Source organism: Bacillus sp. ISL-77, from assembly GCF_018613105.1.
This window is the reverse complement of record NZ_JAGGQY010000036.1, coordinates 79,531-101,814: the sequence shown is the minus strand read 5'-3', so window position 1 is coordinate 101,814 and position 22,284 is coordinate 79,531. Positions and strand designations below refer to the sequence as shown.

Genomic DNA, 22,284 nt, shown 5'->3' with positions numbered 1-22,284 from the left:
AGTTACCGTTGGGCTGATTTTTTAGCCTTCACGAGCATTAGTCGGTTCCTTTGGTTACCGCTGGACCATCTTTTCAGCCTTTCCGGGCATCATACGCTTCCTTTGGTTACCGTCAGACCAATTTTTCATCCTTCACGGGCATCATACGAGTCGTATGATTACCTCTGAACCGATTTCCCACCCTTCACGGGCATCATACGATTGAAATCCCTCCTACTTCATCGTTCTATCCCAATTAATCTACCAAGTTCCTCCATCAATACCAGTGCGTGATTATGGACCGGGTCCTTTGCTCCATAGAGGAGTGTTACTGGGCCCTTAGCTTCCATTTCAATGATTTGCCGGATGTATTCCCGCTTTTGTTCGTCCGTGCGAAGTTCCTCTAGGTATCTAATGCAGAATTCTTCAAATAGCTCAGGTTTATGACAGAACCATTTCCTCAATTCGTTGCTTGGAGCTAGATCTTTAAACCAAAACGAAAGCTTCGCGGCTTCTTTCGAAATCCCCCTCGGCCATAAGCGGTCAATTAAGATTCTGCAGCCATCCATTTCCTCATAGGGCTCATAGATCCTTTTCATAAAAAGATTAGACATAATAATTCACCTCATTCTTATATTAGTTTTTGTGTCCACCCCGTATGGACAAATACATTGATTTGTCCACGAATGGTGTCAGGCACCAAAATTGAAATGGTATCAAATGCGACCCAGTTAATCTTCGTCTTTTACGTCGATACTTTCTGGGATGGGTTCGTTCAGGATTTCTTCGATTAGTTGTTTGTATTTTTCCATTTGTTTTAGGTGGGTCCTGAATTGTTCTTTGTAGATTAGGTATTCTTCCCCGTCAAATAGGGCGCGGATTTTCTTTTGTTGGATGAGGCTTTTGACAGTTGCCTCAGGAACCGATAAATATTCTGCTGTCTCTTTTATAGTAATGTACAATATGATTACTCCTCTTTTAATAAATTGATTTGTTGGACAACCCGGCCTGCTTTTCCCATTGTATTGACTGCTTGTGACAATGAATTGAGGATCGTTTCCTCAGCTGCTTCCGTCGCCGCTGTAAAAAGTTGATTCTTCATCGGATCATCCCTGGCCGATGGTCAAGAAAGTTTTGATAGGCAAATCCGCGGACCACTTCTTCACTGTAATATTTTAATAGTTCATTAATAAGATTTTGGCTCTTAGAGGCGTCTTCCAAATTAGTAATAAATGTTGAAATCCCATCGAAATCCGAGCCGAATCCAATTTGCTTTACCCCTCCTAATGAGCAAAAGTGATCAATATGTTTAACAAGGTCTGGAATCGTCACTTCTCCAAATTCTTTTACAAAAGGTGGATTGTAAACAACATGAATCAACCCGCCTTTAGCAAACATCGCCGCTGCCTGTTCATCTGTGAGGTTTCGCAGATGGTTGCAAAGTGCTCGAGCATTCGAGTGGCTCGCAATCGGATACTTGGCTAATTCAATGACTTCCCAAATCCCTTTGTCGCTTAAGTGAGAAACATCGGTCAGGATTTGATGCTCGTTATTAAACTCGACAATTTCTTTTCCGAACAGCGTCAGCCCCGCGCCGCGCGGTTCACCAGCGCCATCAGCGGCCAGATTGGCTTGGTTCCATGTCAAACCAACGGAACGGACACCTAGTTGATAGAGAATATGGAGCTTCGATAAATCGTTGCCAATTGGATCCACGCCTTCAAGCGTTAACATTGCGCCAATCTGACCGATCTTTAAGCGATCAAAATCCGACCATTCTTTGATATGGACCATGTCTGGATTTTTTCCAAGCACTTCCTTGTAAAAATAATCGATTTGCTCAAGGACAACCTGAAATTTCTGGTCCCCCTTTATTTCGGGTTCAATAAATATCGCAAAACACTGGACTTTGATTTGGCCCTGCTGGAGGCGTGTTTTACTAGTTTGTAACTCCGGCGCATCAGCAAATCGTAACGTACCATGCGCTTCTTGGAGTTTCATTAGGGCATCACAATGTAAGTCAATGATATTCATTTAGTAAGTCTCCTTTTTATAAAAATTTTAACACAACAAAATAAGGCTAGGAGAATCATTTACCTAGCCCAACATAAATTTATGTTTTTCATAAAAATCTAGTTAGTCGATTCCGCCATTTCTTTGACCATTGGGAGCACCTTGTCCCAAATTTCTGCACTTAAATCGCGGTATTTCTTCCCTTCCAGCATCACTGAGAAATCCCCTTGTAAAATATGTAGTGTCGTCTTTCCATTATCCTCAGACAATTGGAAGGTGATTCCGTCTTCTTCCGTGACAAGTGCCTTTTCCTCGCTCCGAACATCAAATACAGTAAACCGAAGGAGTTTATTCTTCTCGAGAGCCGTCACATTCCCTTCGACAATTACGGTCCCATCCTCGCCTTTCCATAGGACAGGACTTCCAAGCTCCCAAGTGGATTCGAGTTGAAACTGTGGTCCGCCGCTTGAAAATTCCGTCGCCCAACGGTTATTATACTCACTGACCGTAAGAACATCCCATACCTTAGACGCTGGAGCATTGATTTCAATCGTTTGGTCAACAAAAAGCTTACCCATTTCATTCCTCCTCAAATATAGGCATTCTAGATACTCTCATTATACTTCAATGAAAAACCTAACTACAATTATTCCAGTATAGACAAGAAAAAATCGGCGATGATGATACATCAGCCGATTAATATTTTCTTAGAAATACAGGTTCTTTTTCCAATACTTTGATCCTAATGATTTCATGACAGACATGTAAGACTTTTTCTATAACCTGTGTGGTATTCGCCAATACCCTTAGCGCAAACCCTGATACGGCTAGTATCGAAATACCAATTCTAACATCAAGGAAAGTATCGAGAATTTCTTGCAACTCTTCTACTAAAGCAGGATTGATACGATGATCAATAACAATCATCGTCCCAAAATGAGAAAACCCTTCCATCATGCCAATCCCTTTAAGATCATTGTCAGGTTGAAGTTTTACATGATCAAATAAAATAAGTTTGTCTTCCATATAAATTTCCATTTTTGCTTGGAGTAAGTCATATTTAAAAAGTGTCCCATCAGGAGCCCAACCCGGAGTAAAAATATCCGTGCAAATAAGGGAAGAGTTTTGTTCCATTCGAATGACCGTACGCTGCTTGAAACGAGCATGCTGGTAAGCAATGACTGGATCTGGCAGATATTCTAAAACACTTCCGCTTTTCAAATGTATGTCCATTTCCTGAAAAGCCGGAGAGGTTCGTGTTTTATATATTTTAGTAGAGGATTGGGTGGTAACAACTACCTCAGCATTCTCCTCCAATAAGATGACCGTTTGGTAGGAATCACCATCAATGTATCCCCCACCTGGATTCATCACATAAAGATAGGCTTCGCCGCCTCCTGTTAGGTAAACAGGTCTAGTAATTTTTAATGCACCCTCTGAATAGGATTCTTTTAAAATCGTTTTCTTACCTTTCCTTGCACCCGTTAGTCGCAAATATCCGGTCCGCTGTTCCACCTACCCTAATCCTTCCAATAGCGCATTTAACTTGAGCCACTCAATAACCTCGTTTACACCAACATCCTCTTTTAAGTTTGTAAAGATATATGGCTTCTTGCCTCTTGCCAGCTTTGTATCTGACTCCATGACTTCTAAGCTTGCTCCTACATATGGGGCTAGATCAATTTTGTTGATGATAAACAGATCAGATTTAATCATCCCTTGGCCGCCTTTACGCGGAATTTTTTCCCCTTGGGCTACATCAATAATATAAATAGAAAAGTCTACGAGTTCGGGACTAAAGGTGGCAGCTAGGTTATCGCCGCCGCTCTCGACAAAAATAAGTGATAGATTCGGATGTTTCTCCTTTAGCTCATCAATGGCAGCGAAATTCATGGATGCGTCTTCCCGGATCGCCGTATGCGGGCATCCTCCTGTTTCCACACCAATAATTCGATCCTCTGAAAGTACACTATTTTTTATTAAAAATTGTGCATCTTCCTTGGTGTAAATGTCATTGGTTACGACCGCCATGTTATATTCATCTTTGAGGTGTCTCGTTAATCGCTCCACAAGCAACGTCTTCCCTGCTCCAACTGGTCCGCCAACTCCTATACGTATCGGTTCCATCGTTACCCCTTCTTTCATCATTTTTTAGGACATAAACAAACGGGTATGTAATCTCTCGTGTCGCATTTGTGAAATTTCAATTCCAGGAGCCACAGCTCCAAAGTCATCAGCATCCATTCCTTCAATTATCTCTGTAGTCTTTTGTAAATAAGGGTGTAATTCTAAAAGAATACGTTGACCGGCTGTTTGCCCTAGTGGTATCCCTCTTACACCATTCTGAATAAGGGTCACCATACTTGAATACAGGAAAGTCAGTATTCCTTGTCTTTTCTCGATTCCTAAGTACTGGCAGATAATCGAAAAAGCAATTCCAGGATGACCATACGCCTCCTTGGCACGTATCTTTTTTAGGTATTCTTCTAATAATGGTATCGAATATAAATCAATTCCCATCCGAATCAATCTTTCCCCAATCCTCCGGTTTGCCTCTCGTGCTTCTTTAGGGATATTCTGGACAAACAATTTTTGATCGAGCACCCATAGCCCTTCGATATCATCTTTAAGTAAGGCGTCAAAGGTTAGACGGCAGGCAAGTCCATCGGTATAGGCGATTTGTTTTTCCAAGTAAATTCGAATCCATTCAAAAAAGGTTTCCTTACTATAGACGATTTCTTCCTGGATGTAGGTTTCCAATCCAAATGAATGTGAAAAAGCTCCGGACGGAAAATTGGAATCCCCTATTTGCAATAAGGACAAGAGTTGATTATCCATGGGAGTGACCGATATGCCGGAATGCCTTTTTCACTTTTCTATCTTCCCTTGCGTATGGAATCTCTAATTGTTTCAGCAGTTCTTCAACAAGATAATCATATTGGACGAGCATCACCTGGCCTTCAAATTGTGCAGGCAAGTGTCGGTTACCCAACTGATGCGCAATTTCCCCCATTTGCTTAAAGCTTGTCGGATGAATTACCAGCAAGTCGTCCCTCGTGACACTGACAACGATCATATTTCGGTCATCCATGAATAATACATCGCCATCAATCAGGTCTTTTGGTTCTTTCAGCCGGATGCCAATCTCTTTACCGTGGTCCGTTGTCACCCGCTGAATTCGCTTCACTAAGTCATCACTGGCTAAATATACTCTTTCGATGTGTCGGCCAGAGGCTGCGATTTCATCTACATTTCCCACGATTTGTTCAATAATCATGATTTTCCTCCTAAAATAAGAAATAACGCTGTGCCATCGGTAATACTTCTGCTGGTTCACAGGTCACTAGCTCACCATCCACAATAACTTCATAGGTTTGTGGATCGACTACAATTGTTGGCATTTCCGCATTGAGCTTCATATCTGTTTTTGATAGTTGGCGAATTCCCTGTACTGGTTTGATTTGTTTTTTTAGTCCAAGCTTTTCAGGTACACCAAGTTCAATGGCTGCTTTTGACATGAAAGTAATCGAGGTGCTGTACTTGGCTTTTCCGAAGGAAGCAAACATTGGACGGTACAGAACTGGCTGCGGAGTAGGAATGGAGGCATTCGGATCTCCCATTAAACTGTGGGCAATCATTCCACCTTTAATGACGATCTCTGGTTTAACGCCAAAGAATGCAGGTTCCCAAATGACGAGATCCGCCAATTTCCCCACTTCCACCGAACCAACCTCCTCAGCAATACCGTGCGTAATTGCCGGATTAATCGTATATTTGGCAATGTATCGCTTTACACGGGAGTTATCTCCTACTCCTGTGTCTTCAGCCAACTTGCCTCGTTGCTTTCGCATCTTATCAGCGGTTTGCCAGGTTCGAGTAATCACTTCGCCGACTCTTCCCATTGCTTGTGAATCTGAACTTATCATGCTGAATACACCCATGTCGTGGAGAATATCTTCCGCTGCAATCGTTTCTTTTCTGATGCGTGAATCAGCAAAGGCAATGTCCTCAGGTACGTCCGGGTCTAAGTGATGACAAACCATTAGCATATCTAGGTGTTCATCTAAGGTATTTTTTGTATAAGGTCGTGTTGGATTGGTGGATGACGGCAGGATATACGGGAAGCTTGCGACCTTAATAATATCGGGAGCATGACCGCCGCCGGCCCCCTCTGTATGATAGGTATGGATAACTCGGCCATTAATGGCTGCCAAAGTATCTTCGACAAAACCGCCTTCATTTAATGTATCGGTGTGAATGGCAACTTGGACATCATACTTGTCCGCTACCCTGAGGCAGTGGTCAATGGCTGAGGCGGTCGTCCCCCAGTCTTCATGCAGTTTAAGTCCAATCACACCGGCATTGATTTGTTCAATCAACGGTTCTTCAGCGGACGAATTCCCCTTTCCTAAGAACCCAAGATTCATTGGGAATTCCTCGGCAGCTTCTAACATTCGGTGAATATTCCATTCTCCCGGTGTACAAGTGGTTGCATTTGTTCCGGTTGCCGGACCAGTGCCGCCGCCAATCATGGTTGTAATCCCAGATGAAAGGGCGGTTTCGATTTGCTGCGGGCTTATAAAATGGATATGGGCATCAATGCCGCCAGCCGTTACAATCATGCCTTCTCCAGCAATGACTTCCGTTGAAGCCCCAATGATCATGTCTACCCCTTCCATTAAAAGAGGATTTCCACTTTTTCCAATCCCAGCAATTCGGCCATCACGAATTCCAATGTCCGCCTTATAAATCCCGCTATAATCTAGAATAATCGCATTGGTTATGACAGCATCAAGTGCCCCATCTGCTCGTGTAGCAAGCGGATGCTGTCCCATCCCGTCACGGATTACTTTTCCGCCGCCAAATTTGACCTCATCACCATAAACGGTAAGATCCTTTTCTATTTCGATAAATAAATCGGTGTCCGCTAGCCGGATGGCATCACCCGTTGTAGGACCAAACATGTCTGCATATTGCTTTCTCGACATTCGAAAGCTCATAACGGATTCCCCTCTCCTTGGTCCAATGGGCCATCTGTTTTATTATTTAACCCATAGACTTCACGCTGACCGGCGAAGGGAACGAGTTCTACTTCTTTCGCATCCCCTGGTTCAAACCGGACAGCCGTACCGGCAGGGATATTTAGGTGCCTGCCAAATGCTTGGTCTCGTTCAAATTTTAGTGCGGAATTCACTTCGTAAAAATGAAAATGGGACCCGATTTGAATTGGCCGGTCACCTTGATTGAGCACGATAACTTTAGAAGCCTTCCTACCCTGGTTGCAAATAATCGGCTCTTGTCTTAATCGATATTCTCCTGGTATCAACATCGCACCCCCTTATCCATAAAAATATCAATCTAGCGAATCGGCTCATGTACGGTAACAAGCTTGGTTCCATCTGGAAATGTTGCCTCTACTTGGATATCGTGAATCATTTCCGGTATCCCTTCCATCACATCTTCGCTTGATAATATCTTTGTTCCCTCACTCATTAATTCAGCCACCGATTTCCCATCTCTTGCCCCCTCCATAATTTCGTAGGTGATGATGGCAATCGCTTCGGGATAATTTAATTTTAGACCCCGGTCCTTTCGGCGCCTGGCCAAGTCTGCTGCAATGACAATCATTAATTTTTCCTGCTCCCGCTGGGTTAATTTCATCCCTTACCTCCCCCTAGTAAATCGTAAAGTGTACAGGCAATAATCTTTGTGGCATCCACCAGATCATCTACACGGATATTTTCATCCGCCCGGTGCCCATTAGCCTCTTCCAGCAATTTGGGCCCAACACCAAACATGATGGTTGGGATGCCTTTTTCATAAAAATGGCGGGCATCTGCATAGATCGGTACTCCGTTTATTGCTAATTCACCTTTCCCTTTCATAATGGACTGCCAGTTCGCGGATAATGCTGAAATCAGTAGTGAATCTTCCGGAACAGGCCCGAAGCTTTCTGCATGAAGTATTTTTCGAATTTCTATTTTTATTCCTTTGGTCGTCTTAACCGCTTCTTCCACAACTTTTCTAAATTCCGCTTCCGCTTGGTCCCCGTCTTCACCTGGAATCAATCTTCGGTCAACCCTTATTGTACATTCGTCAGGTACAACATTTGTGTTAATTCCTCCAGAAATGAGACCGACAACCAAGGTTGGGTGGTCAATCCCAGGCACAGAAGATTTATTGGCCGCGAGAGTCTGCCGATATTCGTATAAACCATTTAAAATCTTTGTCGTCGCCTCAAGCGCATCAATTCCTGTATGCGGCAGAGCGGCATGGGCAGACTTCCCTGTTGTTTTCACTTCAAAATGTAAACAGCCGTTATGGGCATTAACTGCCGAATAGGTAAAGCCAGCTGCAATCGCCTGGTCAGGACTGATATTCCCTTGATCAAGCAGCCTTTTTGGTCCTAATTCTCCGCCTGTTTCTTCATCAAAAGTAAAAGCAAGGTCGACTTTCCCGTGCAGAGGGTGACTGATTTTGACTTTTTTTAAGGCTAAAACAGCGTATGAATAGGCAGCAATATCGGATTTTGAAACTGCCACGCCCCGTCCATACATCTTTCCATTAATGATCTCCCCTCCGTATGGATCAACACTCCAGCCTAACCCAGGGGGCACCACATCACCATGTGCATTTAAGACAATATTTGTTCCTGCCCCGTTCCCAAACTCGGTGCTGCTAAGGACATTGGCCAAACTAATCATTCCAGCGGCTTTGACTTCCTCTTCATCTACCTCTAATAGAGATACATCCACAAAGCCAAGTTCTTGAAGCTGGTGGTGTAAGAAGGCAGCAATAGGGTAACAATCTCCAGCAGGGTTATCTGAAGGAACTTGCACTATTTTTTTTAAAAAATCAATCATTTCTGCTTGGTGCTCCTCAATCCACTGGACCAAACTTTTCTTATCCTGATTCATAAAGCTCCTCCTTTTTGCTGCGTGTCCACTTACAGGCAAACACCAACTTTCTCCTGGATCACCCCGGATTGATCATCATAAATGACCTTTCCTCGTAAAATCGTTTTCTTCACCTTAAGTAAAAACTCTCTATTTTCATATGGTGAATAGGCATTTTTAAAAGCCAATGATTGTTTATCAGCAATCGTTGATTCATCTAACCGTATCAAAACAAGGTCAGCATCTAAGCCGGGACGAATTCTCCCTTTTTGGTCTGCTATTCCAAACCGTTCAGCCACATTCGACGTCCCTAATGGTAAAATTTGTTTAAGGTTAATTCTCCGTTTAAGGGCCTCATCAAGCAGTGAAAGCCATGTAAATTGAACCCCTTGAATCCCTCCCCATGCATCCCAGATGGAATCCGTTGCTTTCATCGAATAAAGACACGGAGAATGATCAGATCCAATCGTGTCAATCCATCCTTTCTGAATGCAGTCCCATAGCCCCTCTACCTCTTCGCGCGGTCTTAGCGGCGGTGCACATTTGAGGATGGCACCACTTTTAATAAAATCCTCTTCATCAAAGATTAAATAATGCGGACAGGTTTCCAGCGTGACATCTACACCGCTTTTTTTGGCTTGCTCTATGAGCCCGATTACCTTCGCCGAACTAATATGAACAAAATGAAGGGCTGTTCCGTATTTGGCAGCAAGCTCTAAGGCATAACTAACCGCTTTCTCTTCCGCTGATACGGGCCTGCTCGCGAGAAAGGCTTTTCGTTCATTGATCCCGACCCTATGTTTATAGAAAGCTGTAAATTTATTAATCTCCTCTTCCCATTCCGCATGGAGAGCGAGAATCTTCTTATGCTCCTTTGCAGCCTGCATGGCTTGTTTCAATCCATCAGGTGAGACAAAGCGGAAATCTTCAATCCCACTCTCACTCATAAATGCTTTCCAGGCAATAATCCCCTTACTCATTTGAGTGAGTTCTTGCCGGTTAGCGAGGTTCGTGTCTGTCATTCCACCCCAGAGAGCAAAATCGACATGAGACATAGAGGTTAAATAATCTTTTTTATCAAGTAAATTCTTAAAATTAGTAACAGAAGGTGCACAATTCAGTGGCATATCAAAAATGGTAGTGGTTCCGCCGATAGCTGCAGCTCGGCTGCCTGTCTCAATTCCTTCCCAATCCGTTCTTCCTGGATCATTGAAATGGACATGGGCATCAATAAAGCCTGGAACCACTAGACACCCGCTTGCATCAATAATCGTATCTGTTTCCTCTTTCAATGGTTCTCCTTCACTTTTTACAAGGGAGTCAATCCTCTCATCAAGGACTCGAATATTTACCTCTCGAAAGCCTTCCTCTGTAAAAACAAGCCCATTCTTCACCCAAAGTTCTTTCATCTTATGACCCTCCTTAACTCCCTCGATACGTACTGTACCCACCCGGTGAAATCAACAATGGTACATGATAGTGGGAGGCGGTTTCAGAAATGCCAAAGCGAACGGGAACACAATCTAAGAACGAAGGGTCACCGAGTAATATGCTGCGATTGCTGAAATAATCTCCGACATGAAAACGTATTTCATAGATTCCCTTTTTCATGGATGCCCCTTCGAGGAGAGGTTGATTGACCCGGCCATCTTCATTCGTATAGCTGATTTGAATGAATTCGAATTTGTTGTCTGGAATAACTTGCCATAATTCCACCAGGACGCCACTTGCCGGTTTTCCCAAACTTAAATCAAGGACATGGGTTGTTACCTTTCCAGTCATTTCGGTGATTCCCCTGGATTTTCTAAATCTTTACGTGTCATGGAAAAACATTGAAACCCAAACGGAGGACGCGGTTCGGTAAAAACTTTCCCTTCTTGTGAGGCAGGAATTTCGTCTAAAACGGTTTCCCAGGTCCGGTTATTGGATTCAAAGTGAACCTCCACTAACTGTGGAAAACGCTCTAATATACGAAGACCAATGCGGTAGATAAGATTTTGAATGGAGGGAGAATTCTCTTCATGAAAAACCGTATAAGCAATATCTCTAACTTGCTCTGCTGCGACATACCCATCTGTGGTACTGCCCTTTGCAGCATCGAAATCGTTATAGCGCCACCCAATATTCAAAAAGATAAATAGCGGCCGGTCATAGGATTCTGGCAGTGTCGTATATTCATCCTTCACAAATCCATAAAAGGAGCTGCCACGTACCTTTAAAAGCTTTAGTCCCTTCAAACTGCTGAGATGATCGGCTGTGATGATCTTTTCTCCAGAGCGTTTCACTTCAACTTGAGCCAACGATTGTTCATTTAATGAATAGCGGAATACGAATGGACTCGGTTCAAAACTATCTTTCGTTGGTACTGAGAGCTCGTCAAATGGGATTTGTTCGCTAGAGATATCGACAGCACTCATATGAGGATACGTTTCAAGGAAACGGCGAGCGACAAATTCTAGGAATCCTTCTTGTGTTGAACCTTCATAATCACCAGCATGTTTTAGAATGAAATTTTTCATCGAATCGGTTGCCACAACTAATGTATTATCCCCATCTTTAAACGACGATAAGAAGGCTTCGCCTTCTACTGCCACCTTAACATTCATTCCAAACAGAATATTGCTTCGGCCCGTAAAGGCTGATTCAGGAATCGGACGGACTCCTGTTAATGGGGCTGCGTAGGTGCGATAAACCCAAACATCTGCTTTTCCGTAGCGCATCGTTCTTTGCATATCATCATCCCCCTTTATTGAATAACATCATTTAAGCGGAACCCTGCAATTTTATAGACCTCATCCAAGGCTGTCGGGAATTCTTGTTCATAGGTATTGCCCACACGTTCTTTCATCGCTGCAAGAATTGTTTCCTTGCTTTGGCCCTTCACTGCCATAATAAAAGGAAAATCAAATTGCTCGACATACCTCTGATTGAGTGAAACAAACTCACTATGTTCATTCTTCGAGAGCCGATCAAGACCTACTCCAGCTTGCTCCTTTTGCGAAACCTCTGATTTTTTTAATCTAGTACCAAGATCCGGATGGGCTCGGAGCAGGGCCAATTGAAAGGCTGCCTCTGCATTTTTTACAACTGTCACCATTATTTGTAAGAGTTCCTCACGAGATTGAAAGGGTATACTCTCCCATGCCTTCTCAGCCACCCACGGGGAGTGCTCAAACACCCAGCCTACTGTTCTCACAAATTCCTCTTTGTTCATTTGATTTATTTCCTCTATGGAGCCTTGATTATTCTCCTTTACATCCATGGTTTCATCTCTCCCAACCTAACTGATTTCCGCAGGATTTCAGGAGAAACAGACAACTTGCCTCTCTTCACCACTCGTGCCTCCACCCTTTCAGCCATTCATATTCATCTTTGGTATCGACGTCAAAAAAGTCCCAACCGTTCTCATAGTTAACTAGTATGCCAGTTAATTTTTCCTTTTTAAAAAGCTGTCGTGCCCCTTCATCCCCCTCTAGTTTCAGTAAATCAGGAACCACCTTTGGCGAAAAAATAATGGGCGGTCTCGGAATCCCCTGAAAGCTAGCCGCTATAAACGGAACATTTTTATTTTCCTGATGTACCTTCAGGTATCGTATAACCAAATCATTGATAATTCCTACGGGTAAGAGAGGTTGATCAGCGAGAAGGATCATGATTCCTTTGGGTTCCATTTCCATTGCTGCAAGCAATCCACATTGCAAGGAATGCGCCTGCCCTTTATCAGCATCACGGCATCTCAAAGCTTTCCAGCGTTCTCGGAGGGGGGTTCTGAAAAGGGTTCCATCTATCCAGTTGAGCGTATCCTCATCCCTTGTCACCACAATCGTATAGTCCAGTTTGGAATTCACTGCCTTTTCTAAGGCTGAATTACCAACAGTTTTCTGCCCCCAAGGGAGTGCCAGCTTATTAACCCCCATCCGGCGGCTCTTACCCGCCGCAAGATAGACTGCGATGACTCCGTCGTTATCCTTCAAGAGAAACCACCATCATGACCCCCTATTCTTCCGTGCTATCTAACACTATATATATTGATAGACCTCCCAAAATACACCCATGTTCTTTTTCAATTTTCTGATACTGGGTAGATTTTCAGTAGATAGACGAACATTACTAACAAAGCTTATGTCATCTTTTTTCACCATAATATCCAAAAGGGGAAATAGTATCTACACTAATGTCATATAATCTAACATAGAAAAATTGTTGATTGGAGCGGAAATCAACAGGCAAGTAACCAGAGCTATTTTATAAAAAAATATGTTAGATATACCTACAACAATTGAGCAATTGTAATCATCATGTAGAATAATGTATTTTAAATTAATTAACTGGAATGGAGAGGTTGTATGACAGATTCTCACTTTATGGAAAAGGCAATTGAACTAGCGCTAAATAATGTTTTGACGAAGCAAGGGGGACCATTTGGAGCGGTCGTCGTCAAGGACGGAAAGGTCATTGGAATCGGCCGAAATGAAGTAACCGGGACAAACGATCCCACTGCACATGCCGAAGTGCAAGCCATTCGCGATGCCTGCCGGAATTTAAACGACTTTCAGCTTAACGATTGTGAAATCTATACCAGCTGTGAACCTTGTCCGATGTGCATCGGCGCCATTTATTGGGCACGCCCCAAGGCTGTTTATTATGCTTGCACCAAACAAGATGCAGCGAAAATAGGGTTTGATGATCAATTTATTTATGATCAACTCTCCCTCCCCATCGAATATCGAAAAATACCTATGAAAAAGATTTTTCCACCAGATGGAGATATTCCGTTTAGAACATGGGAGAATTCACAAGATAAAGTAGAGTATTAATATGACAGAAAAGGATGTTGTCCTATGGAGGCAAATCAGTTAAAGAGAAGAATCTCTGTAGCATCTAAAAGAGAGCCAGCGGATACGGTCATTAAAAATGGGAAAATTATCGATGTCTTTAATGGAGAAATTATTGAAGGAGACCTTGCGATTGTTGATGGATACTTTGCCGGTATAGGTGATTATGAGGGGAATAGGGTGATTGATGCAAATAGCCGCTATATATCCCCAGCTTTTATCGATGGTCATGTTCATATTGAGTCCTCAATGGTCACTCCAAATGAATTTGCAAAGGTTCTTCTTCCGCACGGTGTAACTACCATCATTGCAGACCCACATGAAATTGCCAACGTATTAGGCGCTGAGGGGATACAATACATGCTTGATTCCTCTGAAAACTTACCGTTTGACTTTTTCTTCATGCTTCCTTCATGTGTTCCTGCGACCGAATTTGAAAATTCCGGCGCTACTCTTAATGCAAAAGATCTACAACCCTTTTACCAGCAGCCACGAGTCTTAGGATTGGCTGAAGTCATGAATTTCCCAGCAGTTCTAAAGGCTGAGGACGACATGCTTGAAAAAATCCTAACAGCAAAACAATCTGGCAAAAAAATTGACGGCCATGCGGCGGGGTTATCGGCCAATGATTTGAATGTGTATCTGGCAGCAGGCATTCGAACAGATCATGAAAGTACAACAGCAATAGAAGCAAAAGAACGTCTCAGAAGAGGAATGTACCTAATGATTCGCGAAGGTACGGTGGCAAAAGACTTACAACAATTAATTCCCATCGTCAATGAGCGAAATGCAAGAAGATGTTTATTTGTAACGGATGATAAGCATTTAGACGACCTTATCCACGATGGCAGCATCGATCACAACGTAAGGCTGGCTATCGCCTCAGGTATATCTTCCATAACAGCGATACAAATGGCAACCATTAATGCAGCAGAATGCTTTGGGCTGGAGGCTAAGGGTGCGATTGCACCTGGATACAAAGCGGATTTCTTCCTGTTTGATGACCTTGAGAACATTACTATTACAACCGTTTATAAAGATGGGATTGCCGTTGTTGAGAATGGACGGCTTATTATTGAATCACAGGACCATTCCTTGGTTGAAACAGACCGGTTAAAAAATACTGTTCGTTTTCATGAATTAACGGAAAATCATTTCCAAATTCCATTAAAAACGAACAAAGCAAATATTATTGAAATTATCCCCAATAGTCTTGTAACGCGTCATATTATTGAAAAAGTTAATGCTAGTGATTCAGGGATATTTCAACCCTCTATCATAAAAGACCAATTAAAGCTGGCCGTGATTGAGCGCCATCATATGAAAAATGAAATTGGATTAGGTATTGTCAAAGGTTTAGGTTTAAAATCCGGTGCGATTGCAACCACCATTGCTCACGATTCCCATAATCTTATTATTGCCGGAACAACCGATTTGGATATGGTAGTTGCTTCCAAAGCGATCAAAGATATCCAAGGGGGTCTAGTTGTTGTCAATCAAGGCGAAGTGATTGCCTCATTAAGACTTTCCATCGCAGGGTTAATGTCAGATCGCCCGTATCAAGAGGTTTATTCCAGTTTAAATGAGATAAATCTTGCCCTCAAAAAACTAGGTGCACACGACCACTTCAACCCATTTTTAACGATTTCGTTTTTATCACTTCCTGTCATACCGGAACTAAAGTTAACTGATAAGGGTTTGTTCCAGATTAGTAAGTTTGAGCATATAGATCTCGATGCTTAGGAAATAATAAAATATCCAGCAAAGGTGCTGGAAAGAAGAAAACACCCTGGTTTGAAAGGATGGGAAAATGAAGAAAAGTATATTTAATGAGGGTGATGAAGTAAATATTCGTTCTTCGGGTGAATCAGTAACAATCAATAAATCTCAATATGTAAAAAACATGAAAAGGTACTCTTATATTGTCAATGAACATCCGAATACCTTTTTCTTTGAAGAAGAACTAACGAAAGAATAATTTCCATTCCATTGAAAAAGAAGATTTTACTGCTGAAATCCTTGTGAATGGAGATAATTGTATTAATTCAAAGGAGAACGCCCCCTTCATGTCGAAGATAAGGTAAAGGGGTTGTCCAATGAATAAAGCTGAATTATTAAAAAATCTACACTACGCCAGTCGGAGTAATTTATTTTCAATTGAGATTCCAAAGGCTGTAAAAGAAGATGAAAAACTTATTGAAGGCTTGGTTAGAGAATTAGTACAAGACGGAAAAATAAAAATGAGAGAAGTTGTCCAACGAGACTGCTCCGTTTATTTATCCGGAATTATCAAGTATGCAACATAGTAATCGGCTCTTTTGAGGGAATTCCCTCATAAAAACATCCCCTCGCAAATAATTCCGAGGGGATTTCTTTTTTAAACATCGTTTTACATTGCAACCGATTCTTGCTTTTCCACATTTTTATTATAATAACGATTGAGAAAATGCCCATTTAACGAGGCGAGTATTTGCTGAAATAACATCCCAACCACTACTGGTACCGCAACTGCAGCTGGGAAGTAAGTAATAGCTATAACTGCCCCAGCACTAATATTTCTCATCCCGCCAGTGAATGTCAGTGAAATGACGTTGTCTCGTCCACCTTTAAAAAATCTACCAATTAAAAATGAAAACAGGTAACCAGTCAGCGCAATTAAGAAGACCGTTAAGATAATGCTCACAAGTTTAAGATTAAGATTTCTTAAATATGGTGCAACCACTGCCCCATTAAGCATGACCACAAATCCTAGGCTAATTTTCGAAAAGGGAGCAAGACGTGTCCCTAATCGGTCTTTAATTTTCCCCTTTGTAACTTGGTTTAAGTACATCCCAATCAAGGAAGGAATGACCACCATTCCCAATAGACCCTTCATTATATTGATAAAGTCCATTTCAATTTTTTCACCTATAAATAACGATAGCGAATATGGAACAATGATTGGTGAAAGCAAGGTATCAATTAATATGATCGATAAGACTAATGGAATGTTTCCTTTGTAAATGGCTACCCACATAAAGCTTGTCACTCCTGTTGGAATGACCATTCCCAAGACAAGTCCGGTAATCGTGTAAACATCACCAGAAAAGGCGACATGACCTACACCCCAGGCCCAAATTGGCATGAGGACATGAAGGATTGCCATTGCAATAAAAATTGGAAACGGATGAACGATTACTTCTTTTAATGAATGGAAATTGGAACTTAAACTCCCAGCGAAGGTCATAAAAGCAAAAATCCAAGGAATTAAATATGAAAAGTCCTTAAGATGGCCACTGAACAATACTCCAGTCAATACACCAACCGGGGTAATTAATGGCATGATTCTTTCTAGTTGTTTATTTATCTTTTGCAGCATGTAGAGTGTCTCCCTATTCGTCTCGTAGCGAACTTATATATGCCTTCCAAGCAGTAATTCCTCCGTCTAAAACCGTCACTTGATAATTATGAGCGTCCAGAATCTGTGCACATTTCGTTGCTGAATTCCCCGTAGTGCAAGTCACGATCATTTCTTGGCCCTTGGGTAAGGACTGCAGTGTGATTTCACCAGACTCTTCAATGCCAAAAATTACTGATTTCGGTACGTTACTACTTTCTTCTATATGAAATTGATTGTATTTTTCTTTATCCCGAACATCAAGAAGAACTAATTTTTCTTCACCCTGAAGCCTTTCATAGAGCTCTTTTGGCGTTATTTTATTAATTGTCATTGAATGCACCCCCATTACAAAGAATACCACACTTTCTTTTCATTTTAATTCATGTTTCAAGAATTCTTTCGAAAACCGAAAAAAAAAAAAAAAAAAATACATGTCATAAAAAAGTACAAAATAGACCTGGATGTGTCCAGTGGTAATATGTATATCCATTAATACCGAAAAGCGCAAGGATTTCTAATCCAAACGCGTTTTCATTTCTAGGTAACAAAAACCGTGAAAATATCATATCCTATTCTGGCTTGTGTTTTAACTATGGAAGGAGAGTAACAATGTATTATTACCCATATCAATATCAAATCTATCCTCCATTGCCCGTTTACCCACCTCAAATGGGGTATCAATTCCAACCAATTCCAAGGAGTTATCCACCAGTAGATGTAAAAATATTTGAAAACTCAGTCAAGTCATTTCGACTATTAATGGCTCAAGGAAGTATTTTGCTAGATCGCTTAGGGGATTTAGTTTTCGCTCGAAAAATGATGAGTGCTGCCCAGGAAGGAAAAAAAGCGGATGTTGATCATTTAATCAGTACCGTCGGATTAAAAGTCCCTGTGATAACTACATTTACGCCAAGTGACATCATCTTCGAACTCACCACACAACCAAACCAAAATAATCCTGCCAGCTGCTGCACTTTAAAGGTGTCCATGAAATGGGGAATTTAATTGTTGAAAACGACTACACGGATTTAAATTTAGGGTAACAAACATGAATAAAGACGGTTCGGCTCCGAATCGTCTTTTTCGCATTATTTAGGATTTGCACTATATTTAATTTTTAAAGTTAATATTGTTACAGCTAAAATTAACGTTACAGCGTTTGCAACAATTATTGGAATATCATTTACAAATAGTCCATACAACATCCACATTAAAACTCCGCTAGTGAACAAGCTGTACATGACTAATGATATTCCTTCTGTATTTTTCTCTTTGATTGTTTTAATTGCCTGTGGTAGGAATGAAAGGGTGGTTAAAATAGCTGCAACATAGCCAAAAAGTGGAACGAGCTCCTGCATTCTTATGTCTCCTTATCTCCATATATCGTTTAAAGTCCATGAATCTAATTTTATTAAGTTGGCTACTCCTCCCTCACTAAATAATTCTACAGAAGTACTTAACGGGTCAGGATATATACGTGTTGTCATTACTGTTTCTCCATCATTGACAAACAACTCTAACGATGACCTGTCAATAAATAGGTGGAGTTTAATAGAATCATGATTTCCATGCACCACACTTGTTCTAATTCCGCCTTCTCCTTTGCCCGAGTAATTTCGGTCCACATAAATTTTACCATCTTTGACATCATAAATTACAGAAGTTTTTTCTTGCCCATCCAATGAACAGCGAACATGGATGCCAAACTTTTCAGCAGAACATTCGTTTAAAGAAAACTCTGCAATAATTTCCAGACATTCCCCCTGGATATGTTCCAAAGTTATTTTTTCTGAAATGTGCGTTTGCGGTACAAAAATGTATTCATTCCGTAACTTCTGCAACTCTTCAACAGGGACCATAGATAAGTTGCCATTGTCATTGAATTTCAATTCACGCGGGATGGTCATTGCTCCTGCCCAACCGTGCTCTTGCTCTGGCATAAGTGATTCCCACATATCCATCCAACCAATAACAACTCTTCTTCCTTTGTCATCTAGAAAAGATTGACCTGCATAAAAATCGAACCCTTTATCTAATTCCAAAAATTCACCGTGAGAAAATTTCTTGGAATGGTAATCAAACTCTCCAATTAAACAACCATTTTGGTATAGATTTTGGTATTGGTCTCCTTCAGGTTCAACTCCCTGGGGTGAAAAAAGGAGAATTTGTTTTCCGGCTAATTCAAAGAAATCAGGACATTCAAACATATAGCCAAGTTTGCCTGTACTCTCTGCTAAGACACCTTGATAATTCCAAGAAATTAAATCGTTAGATTCATATAAAACTACTCTTCCGAGGTTATCCTTTTGACTTCCGATTACCATATACCATTTATCTTCATGCTTCCAGACCTTTGGATCACGAAAATGGGGCGAGCCGTCGCTTGGAGGTTCCGCAATGACAGGGTTATTCGGATGTTTTTCAAAATGGATACCATCGTTACTTTCCGCAATACACTGATATTCGATAAATTCATCTGTTTCCTCGTTCATTATAACGTGTCCAGTGTAAATCAATGTTAATTTGCCATCATTGTCAACTGCACTGCCAGAAAAACATCCACTTTTGTCATACTCTTCACCTGGGGCCAATGCTATCGGAAGATGCTCCCACAACACCAAATCCTTACTTTTCACATGTCCCCAGTGAATCGGACCGCCTTTTTCGCTAAATGGATGATGTTGAAAAAACACGTGATACTCCCCGTTCCACTGAATCACGCCATTTGGGTCATTAATCCAGTTTGCAGGAGCCATAATATGATAACCAAGACGAAATGGAGTATTTTTTACTAATTTACTCGCCTCCTCGATGGCGATTTCTGCTTTTGACAAACGTTGTTGATGACTCTGTTCCATGAATATCCCTCACTTTTTTTATCTACAAAAAAGAAAAACGATGAAGCCATTTAACTCATTGGTTTTCATCGTTCCCTTATAACAATTTATGGACTTTAACTATCAAAAACTATAGTTCTTTCAAATGCCAAACAAAACTTTGAAAGTCTCCCTTTATTTCCACCGGAATAGCGAGTCCAACATAAGAGAGTTCATCCCCGCCAAATACTTGATCAGTACCGTCAACTCGATATTGTTTTGAATGATCAATTCCCTTTAGCCTTAAAACTGCAGTTGGTGCAGCTGGTTCTGCCAAAACCCGGTAATAATAGACGATTGCTTCTGTCTTGTCCTTAGTAGTGAAAAGCCAAGATGTCTCATTTCCTTCAAATGGACTTTGCAATCGATAAAAATCACCAAACTGGATTAATTGACGAATTTCCTTATAGTGAGAAACTTGCTCTTTGACAATTTCTTTTTCATCCTCTGATAGATTCGATAAATCAAGTTCATAGCCTAAATTCCCAGACATCGCTACATCGCCACGCATCTGTATAGACGGACTGCGATGAACCTGATGATTCGGAACAGCAGATACGTGTGAGCCCATGGTAACAATCGGGTAAACAAGACTTGTGCCATATTGAATTTTTAACCGTGAGACAGCATCCGTATTGTCACTTGTCCATGTCTGCGGCATGTAATAGAGCATTCCCGGATCAAATCTTCCTCCTCCGCCCGAGCAGCTTTCAAATAGAACATGCGGGAAGGAAGATGTGATAGATTCCATCACCTTATATAATCCAAGCATATAACGGTGCGCTGTCTCTCTTTGTCTTTCAGGAGGAAGTGCAGCCGAACCGATTTCGGTCATATGGCGGTTCATATCCCATTTCACATATGAGATTGGGACACTTGCTAAAATATTACAAACTCTCTTTGTAATTTCATAGCAGACATCCTCCCTTGAGAAATCGAGTATTAATTGATTACGACTCTCCGAACGATTGCGCCCTGGAACATGTAGGCACCAATCTGGATGTTCACGGTATAGATCACTGTCAACAGAAACCATTTCCGGTTCAAACCATAGTCCAAAATCCAGTCCCAACTCCTTGACACGAAGAGCGAGATGATTCAAACCTTCGGGAAGTTTCTGGCGATCAACGAACCAATCTCCCAATGAAGATTTATCATCATTTCTCTTACTAAACCACCCATCATCTAAGACAAACAATTCGATTCCTAACTCACGTCCTGTTTCTGCAATATCCAAAATCTTGTCCGCATTAAAATCAAAATAAGTTGCTTCCCAATTGTTCACTAAAATTGGGCGTTCTCTATCCCGGTAATTGCCTCTCACTAAGCGCGTACGGTACAACTCATGAAACGTCCTTGACATACTGCCTACACCTTCTGATGAATATACCATAACAACTTCTGGTGTTTGGAAGGCTTCATTAGGTTCAAGCTTCCAGTTAAAATCAAAGGGATTGATCCCCATAGTGACTCTCGTGTTCCTAAATTGGTCCACTTCCGCCTGCGCCAGGAAATTACCACTGTATACAAAGTTAAAGGCATATACTTCTCCTGAATCTTCTGTTGTGCCTTTCCTTAACAATGCAATAAAAGGATTATGCTGATGACTGCTGGCACCTCTTGTGCTTTCAACTGACTGGATTCCATGACGGAGCGGCAATCGTTCAATATGTCGTTCCTTTACATGGGCACCATGAAGATGTAAAAAGTCAAATTCTGCATCCCTAAAATCAACACAGAGACTGTGCGCACTTACCAACTTTAGTGACTGACTCCCCTCATTTATAAATCGTACGGAACGTGTAATGACATTAAACTGCTCGAAAACAGTATAACTTAGGATCACTTTCAGGCCGATTAAGGAATCTTCCATTGTAATTTCAAGCGTTTCCGCCTCGTTGTCACTCTCTGTATACGTTGCAGGCAGCCCCTCCAAAGGAGCTTTCCCCTTAAAAATCGAATGGGTTAGGTATCTTAGGTCAGTAATGGTTGAACCGTTTTCGAGCTGGATTTGATAAGCAGGCTTCCTAAAATCTGTATTCCCATACTGCGGATACTCTTGCGGAAGTGTATCCAAGGAGAAAGTCCTGTCATCTTTATGCTGATAAGGGTTTCCTGAGAAACCGCGATCTAAAAACTGCAGAAAATTAGAATGACGATAGGTGTTGATTTTTCGGCCCCAATAAAGGTGCACCAAATATCCTTCATGGAGAATTTCCATGACATAACTTGTATCCTTGGCCTGTAAATGAAACGTTTTATTTTTTGAATCAAATTGGATTCCCATGAAAAACTTCAACTCCTTA

General features: G+C 41.5%; 28 protein-coding genes. 5 read left to right on the top strand and 23 right to left on the bottom strand.

The window, feature by feature from the left end; all coding sequences use genetic code 11:
- Positions 1-218: 218 nt before the first annotated feature.
- The 18 genes from J7E77_RS14275 to J7E77_RS14195 form a co-directional block, all read right to left on the bottom strand.
- Positions 219-593, bottom strand: a complete 375-nt coding sequence (locus J7E77_RS14275) for a DUF488 domain-containing protein (protein ID WP_214715208.1) — start codon at positions 591-593, stop codon at positions 219-221.
- A 117-nt stretch (positions 594-710) separates the two neighbouring features.
- A complete protein-coding gene (locus J7E77_RS14270) occupies positions 711-941 on the bottom strand; it encodes an excisionase family DNA-binding protein (protein ID WP_214715206.1) in 231 nt (76 codons plus the stop codon).
- A 5-nt stretch (positions 942-946) separates the two neighbouring features.
- Positions 947-1,081 (bottom strand): hypothetical protein, encoded by a 135-nt coding sequence (locus J7E77_RS30585; protein WP_374102974.1) that lies wholly within the window; start codon positions 1,079-1,081, stop codon positions 947-949.
- Positions 1,078-2,013, bottom strand: a complete 936-nt coding sequence (locus J7E77_RS14265) for a dipeptidase (RefSeq protein ID WP_214715205.1) — start codon at positions 2,011-2,013, stop codon at positions 1,078-1,080. Before J7E77_RS14265 ends, J7E77_RS30585 begins: the two co-directional genes overlap by 4 nt.
- Before the next feature lie 98 nt (positions 2,014-2,111).
- Positions 2,112-2,570 carry an SRPBCC family protein gene (locus J7E77_RS14260; RefSeq protein ID WP_214715204.1) on the bottom strand — a complete coding sequence of 153 codons (459 nt, stop codon included), beginning with the start codon at positions 2,568-2,570 and terminating at the stop codon, positions 2,112-2,114.
- A 118-nt stretch (positions 2,571-2,688) separates the two neighbouring features.
- Complete coding sequence (locus J7E77_RS14255) at positions 2,689-3,507, bottom strand: urease accessory protein UreD (protein WP_214715203.1); 819 nt, start codon at positions 3,505-3,507, stop codon at positions 2,689-2,691.
- Positions 3,508-4,119 (bottom strand): urease accessory protein UreG, encoded by a 612-nt coding sequence (ureG, locus tag J7E77_RS14250; RefSeq protein WP_214715202.1) that lies wholly within the window; start codon positions 4,117-4,119, stop codon positions 3,508-3,510.
- Between the two features lie 24 nt (positions 4,120-4,143).
- On the bottom strand, positions 4,144-4,830 hold the full coding sequence (locus J7E77_RS14245; RefSeq protein ID WP_214715201.1) for an urease accessory protein UreF: 687 nt from the start codon (positions 4,828-4,830) through the stop codon (positions 4,144-4,146).
- Positions 4,823-5,269, bottom strand: coding sequence for an urease accessory protein UreE (gene ureE / locus J7E77_RS14240; RefSeq protein WP_214715200.1), 447 nt, complete (start codon positions 5,267-5,269; stop codon positions 4,823-4,825). The genes J7E77_RS14245 and ureE overlap by 8 nt, the downstream gene beginning before the upstream one ends.
- Positions 5,270-5,279: 10 nt before the next feature.
- Positions 5,280-6,992, bottom strand: coding sequence for an urease subunit alpha (gene ureC, locus J7E77_RS14235; RefSeq protein ID WP_214715198.1), 1,713 nt, complete (start codon positions 6,990-6,992; stop codon positions 5,280-5,282).
- On the bottom strand, positions 6,989-7,318 hold the full coding sequence (locus J7E77_RS14230) for an urease subunit beta (RefSeq protein WP_214715374.1): 330 nt from the start codon (positions 7,316-7,318) through the stop codon (positions 6,989-6,991). The genes ureC and J7E77_RS14230 overlap by 4 nt, the downstream gene beginning before the upstream one ends.
- A gap of 32 nt (positions 7,319-7,350) precedes the next feature.
- Positions 7,351-7,653 carry an urease subunit gamma gene (locus J7E77_RS14225; protein WP_214715196.1) on the bottom strand — a complete coding sequence of 101 codons (303 nt, stop codon included), beginning with the start codon at positions 7,651-7,653 and terminating at the stop codon, positions 7,351-7,353.
- Positions 7,650-8,909, bottom strand: a complete 1,260-nt coding sequence (locus tag J7E77_RS14220; protein ID WP_214715194.1) for an ArgE/DapE family deacylase — start codon at positions 8,907-8,909, stop codon at positions 7,650-7,652. The genes J7E77_RS14225 and J7E77_RS14220 overlap by 4 nt, the downstream gene beginning before the upstream one ends.
- Before the next feature lie 29 nt (positions 8,910-8,938).
- Positions 8,939-10,297 (bottom strand): allantoinase AllB, encoded by a 1,359-nt coding sequence (gene allB, locus J7E77_RS14215; protein WP_214715192.1) that lies wholly within the window; start codon positions 10,295-10,297, stop codon positions 8,939-8,941.
- Positions 10,298-10,310: 13 nt separating this feature from the next.
- The gene (gene uraH, locus J7E77_RS14210) at positions 10,311-10,670 is read right to left on the bottom strand and encodes a hydroxyisourate hydrolase (protein WP_214715190.1); all 360 of its coding nucleotides are present in this window, start codon (positions 10,668-10,670) and stop codon (positions 10,311-10,313) included.
- Positions 10,667-11,620: a factor-independent urate hydroxylase gene (gene pucL / locus J7E77_RS14205; protein ID WP_214715188.1), complete on the bottom strand. Its 954-nt coding sequence runs from the start codon at positions 11,618-11,620 to the stop codon at positions 10,667-10,669. The genes uraH and pucL overlap by 4 nt, the downstream gene beginning before the upstream one ends.
- A gap of 14 nt (positions 11,621-11,634) precedes the next feature.
- On the bottom strand, positions 11,635-12,150 hold the full coding sequence (gene uraD / locus J7E77_RS14200; protein WP_214715186.1) for a 2-oxo-4-hydroxy-4-carboxy-5-ureidoimidazoline decarboxylase: 516 nt from the start codon (positions 12,148-12,150) through the stop codon (positions 11,635-11,637).
- A 67-nt stretch (positions 12,151-12,217) separates the two neighbouring features.
- On the bottom strand, positions 12,218-12,862 hold the full coding sequence (locus J7E77_RS14195; RefSeq protein ID WP_214715184.1) for an NTP transferase domain-containing protein: 645 nt from the start codon (positions 12,860-12,862) through the stop codon (positions 12,218-12,220).
- A 372-nt stretch (positions 12,863-13,234) separates the two neighbouring features.
- Between J7E77_RS14195 and J7E77_RS14190 the strand changes: the two genes are divergently transcribed.
- The 4 genes from J7E77_RS14190 (at position 13,235) to J7E77_RS14175 (ending at position 16,029) form a co-directional block, all read left to right on the top strand.
- A complete protein-coding gene (locus J7E77_RS14190) occupies positions 13,235-13,705 on the top strand; it encodes a nucleoside deaminase (RefSeq protein WP_088085680.1) in 471 nt (156 codons plus the stop codon).
- Positions 13,706-13,729: 24 nt separating this feature from the next.
- Complete coding sequence (gene ade / locus J7E77_RS14185) at positions 13,730-15,466, top strand: adenine deaminase (RefSeq protein ID WP_214715182.1); 1,737 nt, start codon at positions 13,730-13,732, stop codon at positions 15,464-15,466.
- A 67-nt stretch (positions 15,467-15,533) separates the two neighbouring features.
- Positions 15,534-15,701 (top strand): hypothetical protein, encoded by a 168-nt coding sequence (locus J7E77_RS14180; RefSeq protein ID WP_179195723.1) that lies wholly within the window; start codon positions 15,534-15,536, stop codon positions 15,699-15,701.
- Between the two features lie 118 nt (positions 15,702-15,819).
- The gene (locus J7E77_RS14175; protein ID WP_214715180.1) at positions 15,820-16,029 is read left to right on the top strand and encodes a hypothetical protein; all 210 of its coding nucleotides are present in this window, start codon (positions 15,820-15,822) and stop codon (positions 16,027-16,029) included.
- A gap of 83 nt (positions 16,030-16,112) precedes the next feature.
- On the opposite strand, the gene J7E77_RS14170 is transcribed toward J7E77_RS14175, so the two are convergent.
- Both J7E77_RS14170 and J7E77_RS14165 read right to left on the bottom strand, forming a co-directional pair.
- A complete protein-coding gene (locus tag J7E77_RS14170; RefSeq protein ID WP_214715179.1) occupies positions 16,113-17,081 on the bottom strand; it encodes a bile acid:sodium symporter family protein in 969 nt (322 codons plus the stop codon).
- 13 nt (positions 17,082-17,094) lie between these two features.
- Positions 17,095-17,433, bottom strand: coding sequence for a rhodanese-like domain-containing protein (locus J7E77_RS14165; protein WP_214715178.1), 339 nt, complete (start codon positions 17,431-17,433; stop codon positions 17,095-17,097).
- Between the two features lie 278 nt (positions 17,434-17,711).
- On the opposite strand from J7E77_RS14165, the gene J7E77_RS14160 reads away from it, so the two are divergent.
- Positions 17,712-18,107 carry a YuzC family spore coat inner layer protein gene (locus J7E77_RS14160; protein ID WP_214715177.1) on the top strand — a complete coding sequence of 132 codons (396 nt, stop codon included), beginning with the start codon at positions 17,712-17,714 and terminating at the stop codon, positions 18,105-18,107.
- Between the two features lie 83 nt (positions 18,108-18,190).
- On the opposite strand, the gene J7E77_RS14155 is transcribed toward J7E77_RS14160, so the two are convergent.
- The 3 genes from J7E77_RS14155 to J7E77_RS14145 all read right to left on the bottom strand — a co-directional run bounded on the left by J7E77_RS14155 (position 18,191) and on the right by J7E77_RS14145 (position 22,265).
- Positions 18,191-18,460: a SemiSWEET transporter gene (locus J7E77_RS14155; RefSeq protein ID WP_214715176.1), complete on the bottom strand. Its 270-nt coding sequence runs from the start codon at positions 18,458-18,460 to the stop codon at positions 18,191-18,193.
- A 12-nt stretch (positions 18,461-18,472) separates the two neighbouring features.
- Positions 18,473-19,960, bottom strand: coding sequence for a glycoside hydrolase family 32 protein (locus tag J7E77_RS14150; RefSeq protein WP_214715175.1), 1,488 nt, complete (start codon positions 19,958-19,960; stop codon positions 18,473-18,475).
- Positions 19,961-20,069: 109 nt separating this feature from the next.
- Positions 20,070-22,265, bottom strand: a complete 2,196-nt coding sequence (locus tag J7E77_RS14145) for an alpha-galactosidase (RefSeq protein WP_214715174.1) — start codon at positions 22,263-22,265, stop codon at positions 20,070-20,072.
- Between the last annotated feature and the right edge of the window lie 19 nt (positions 22,266-22,284).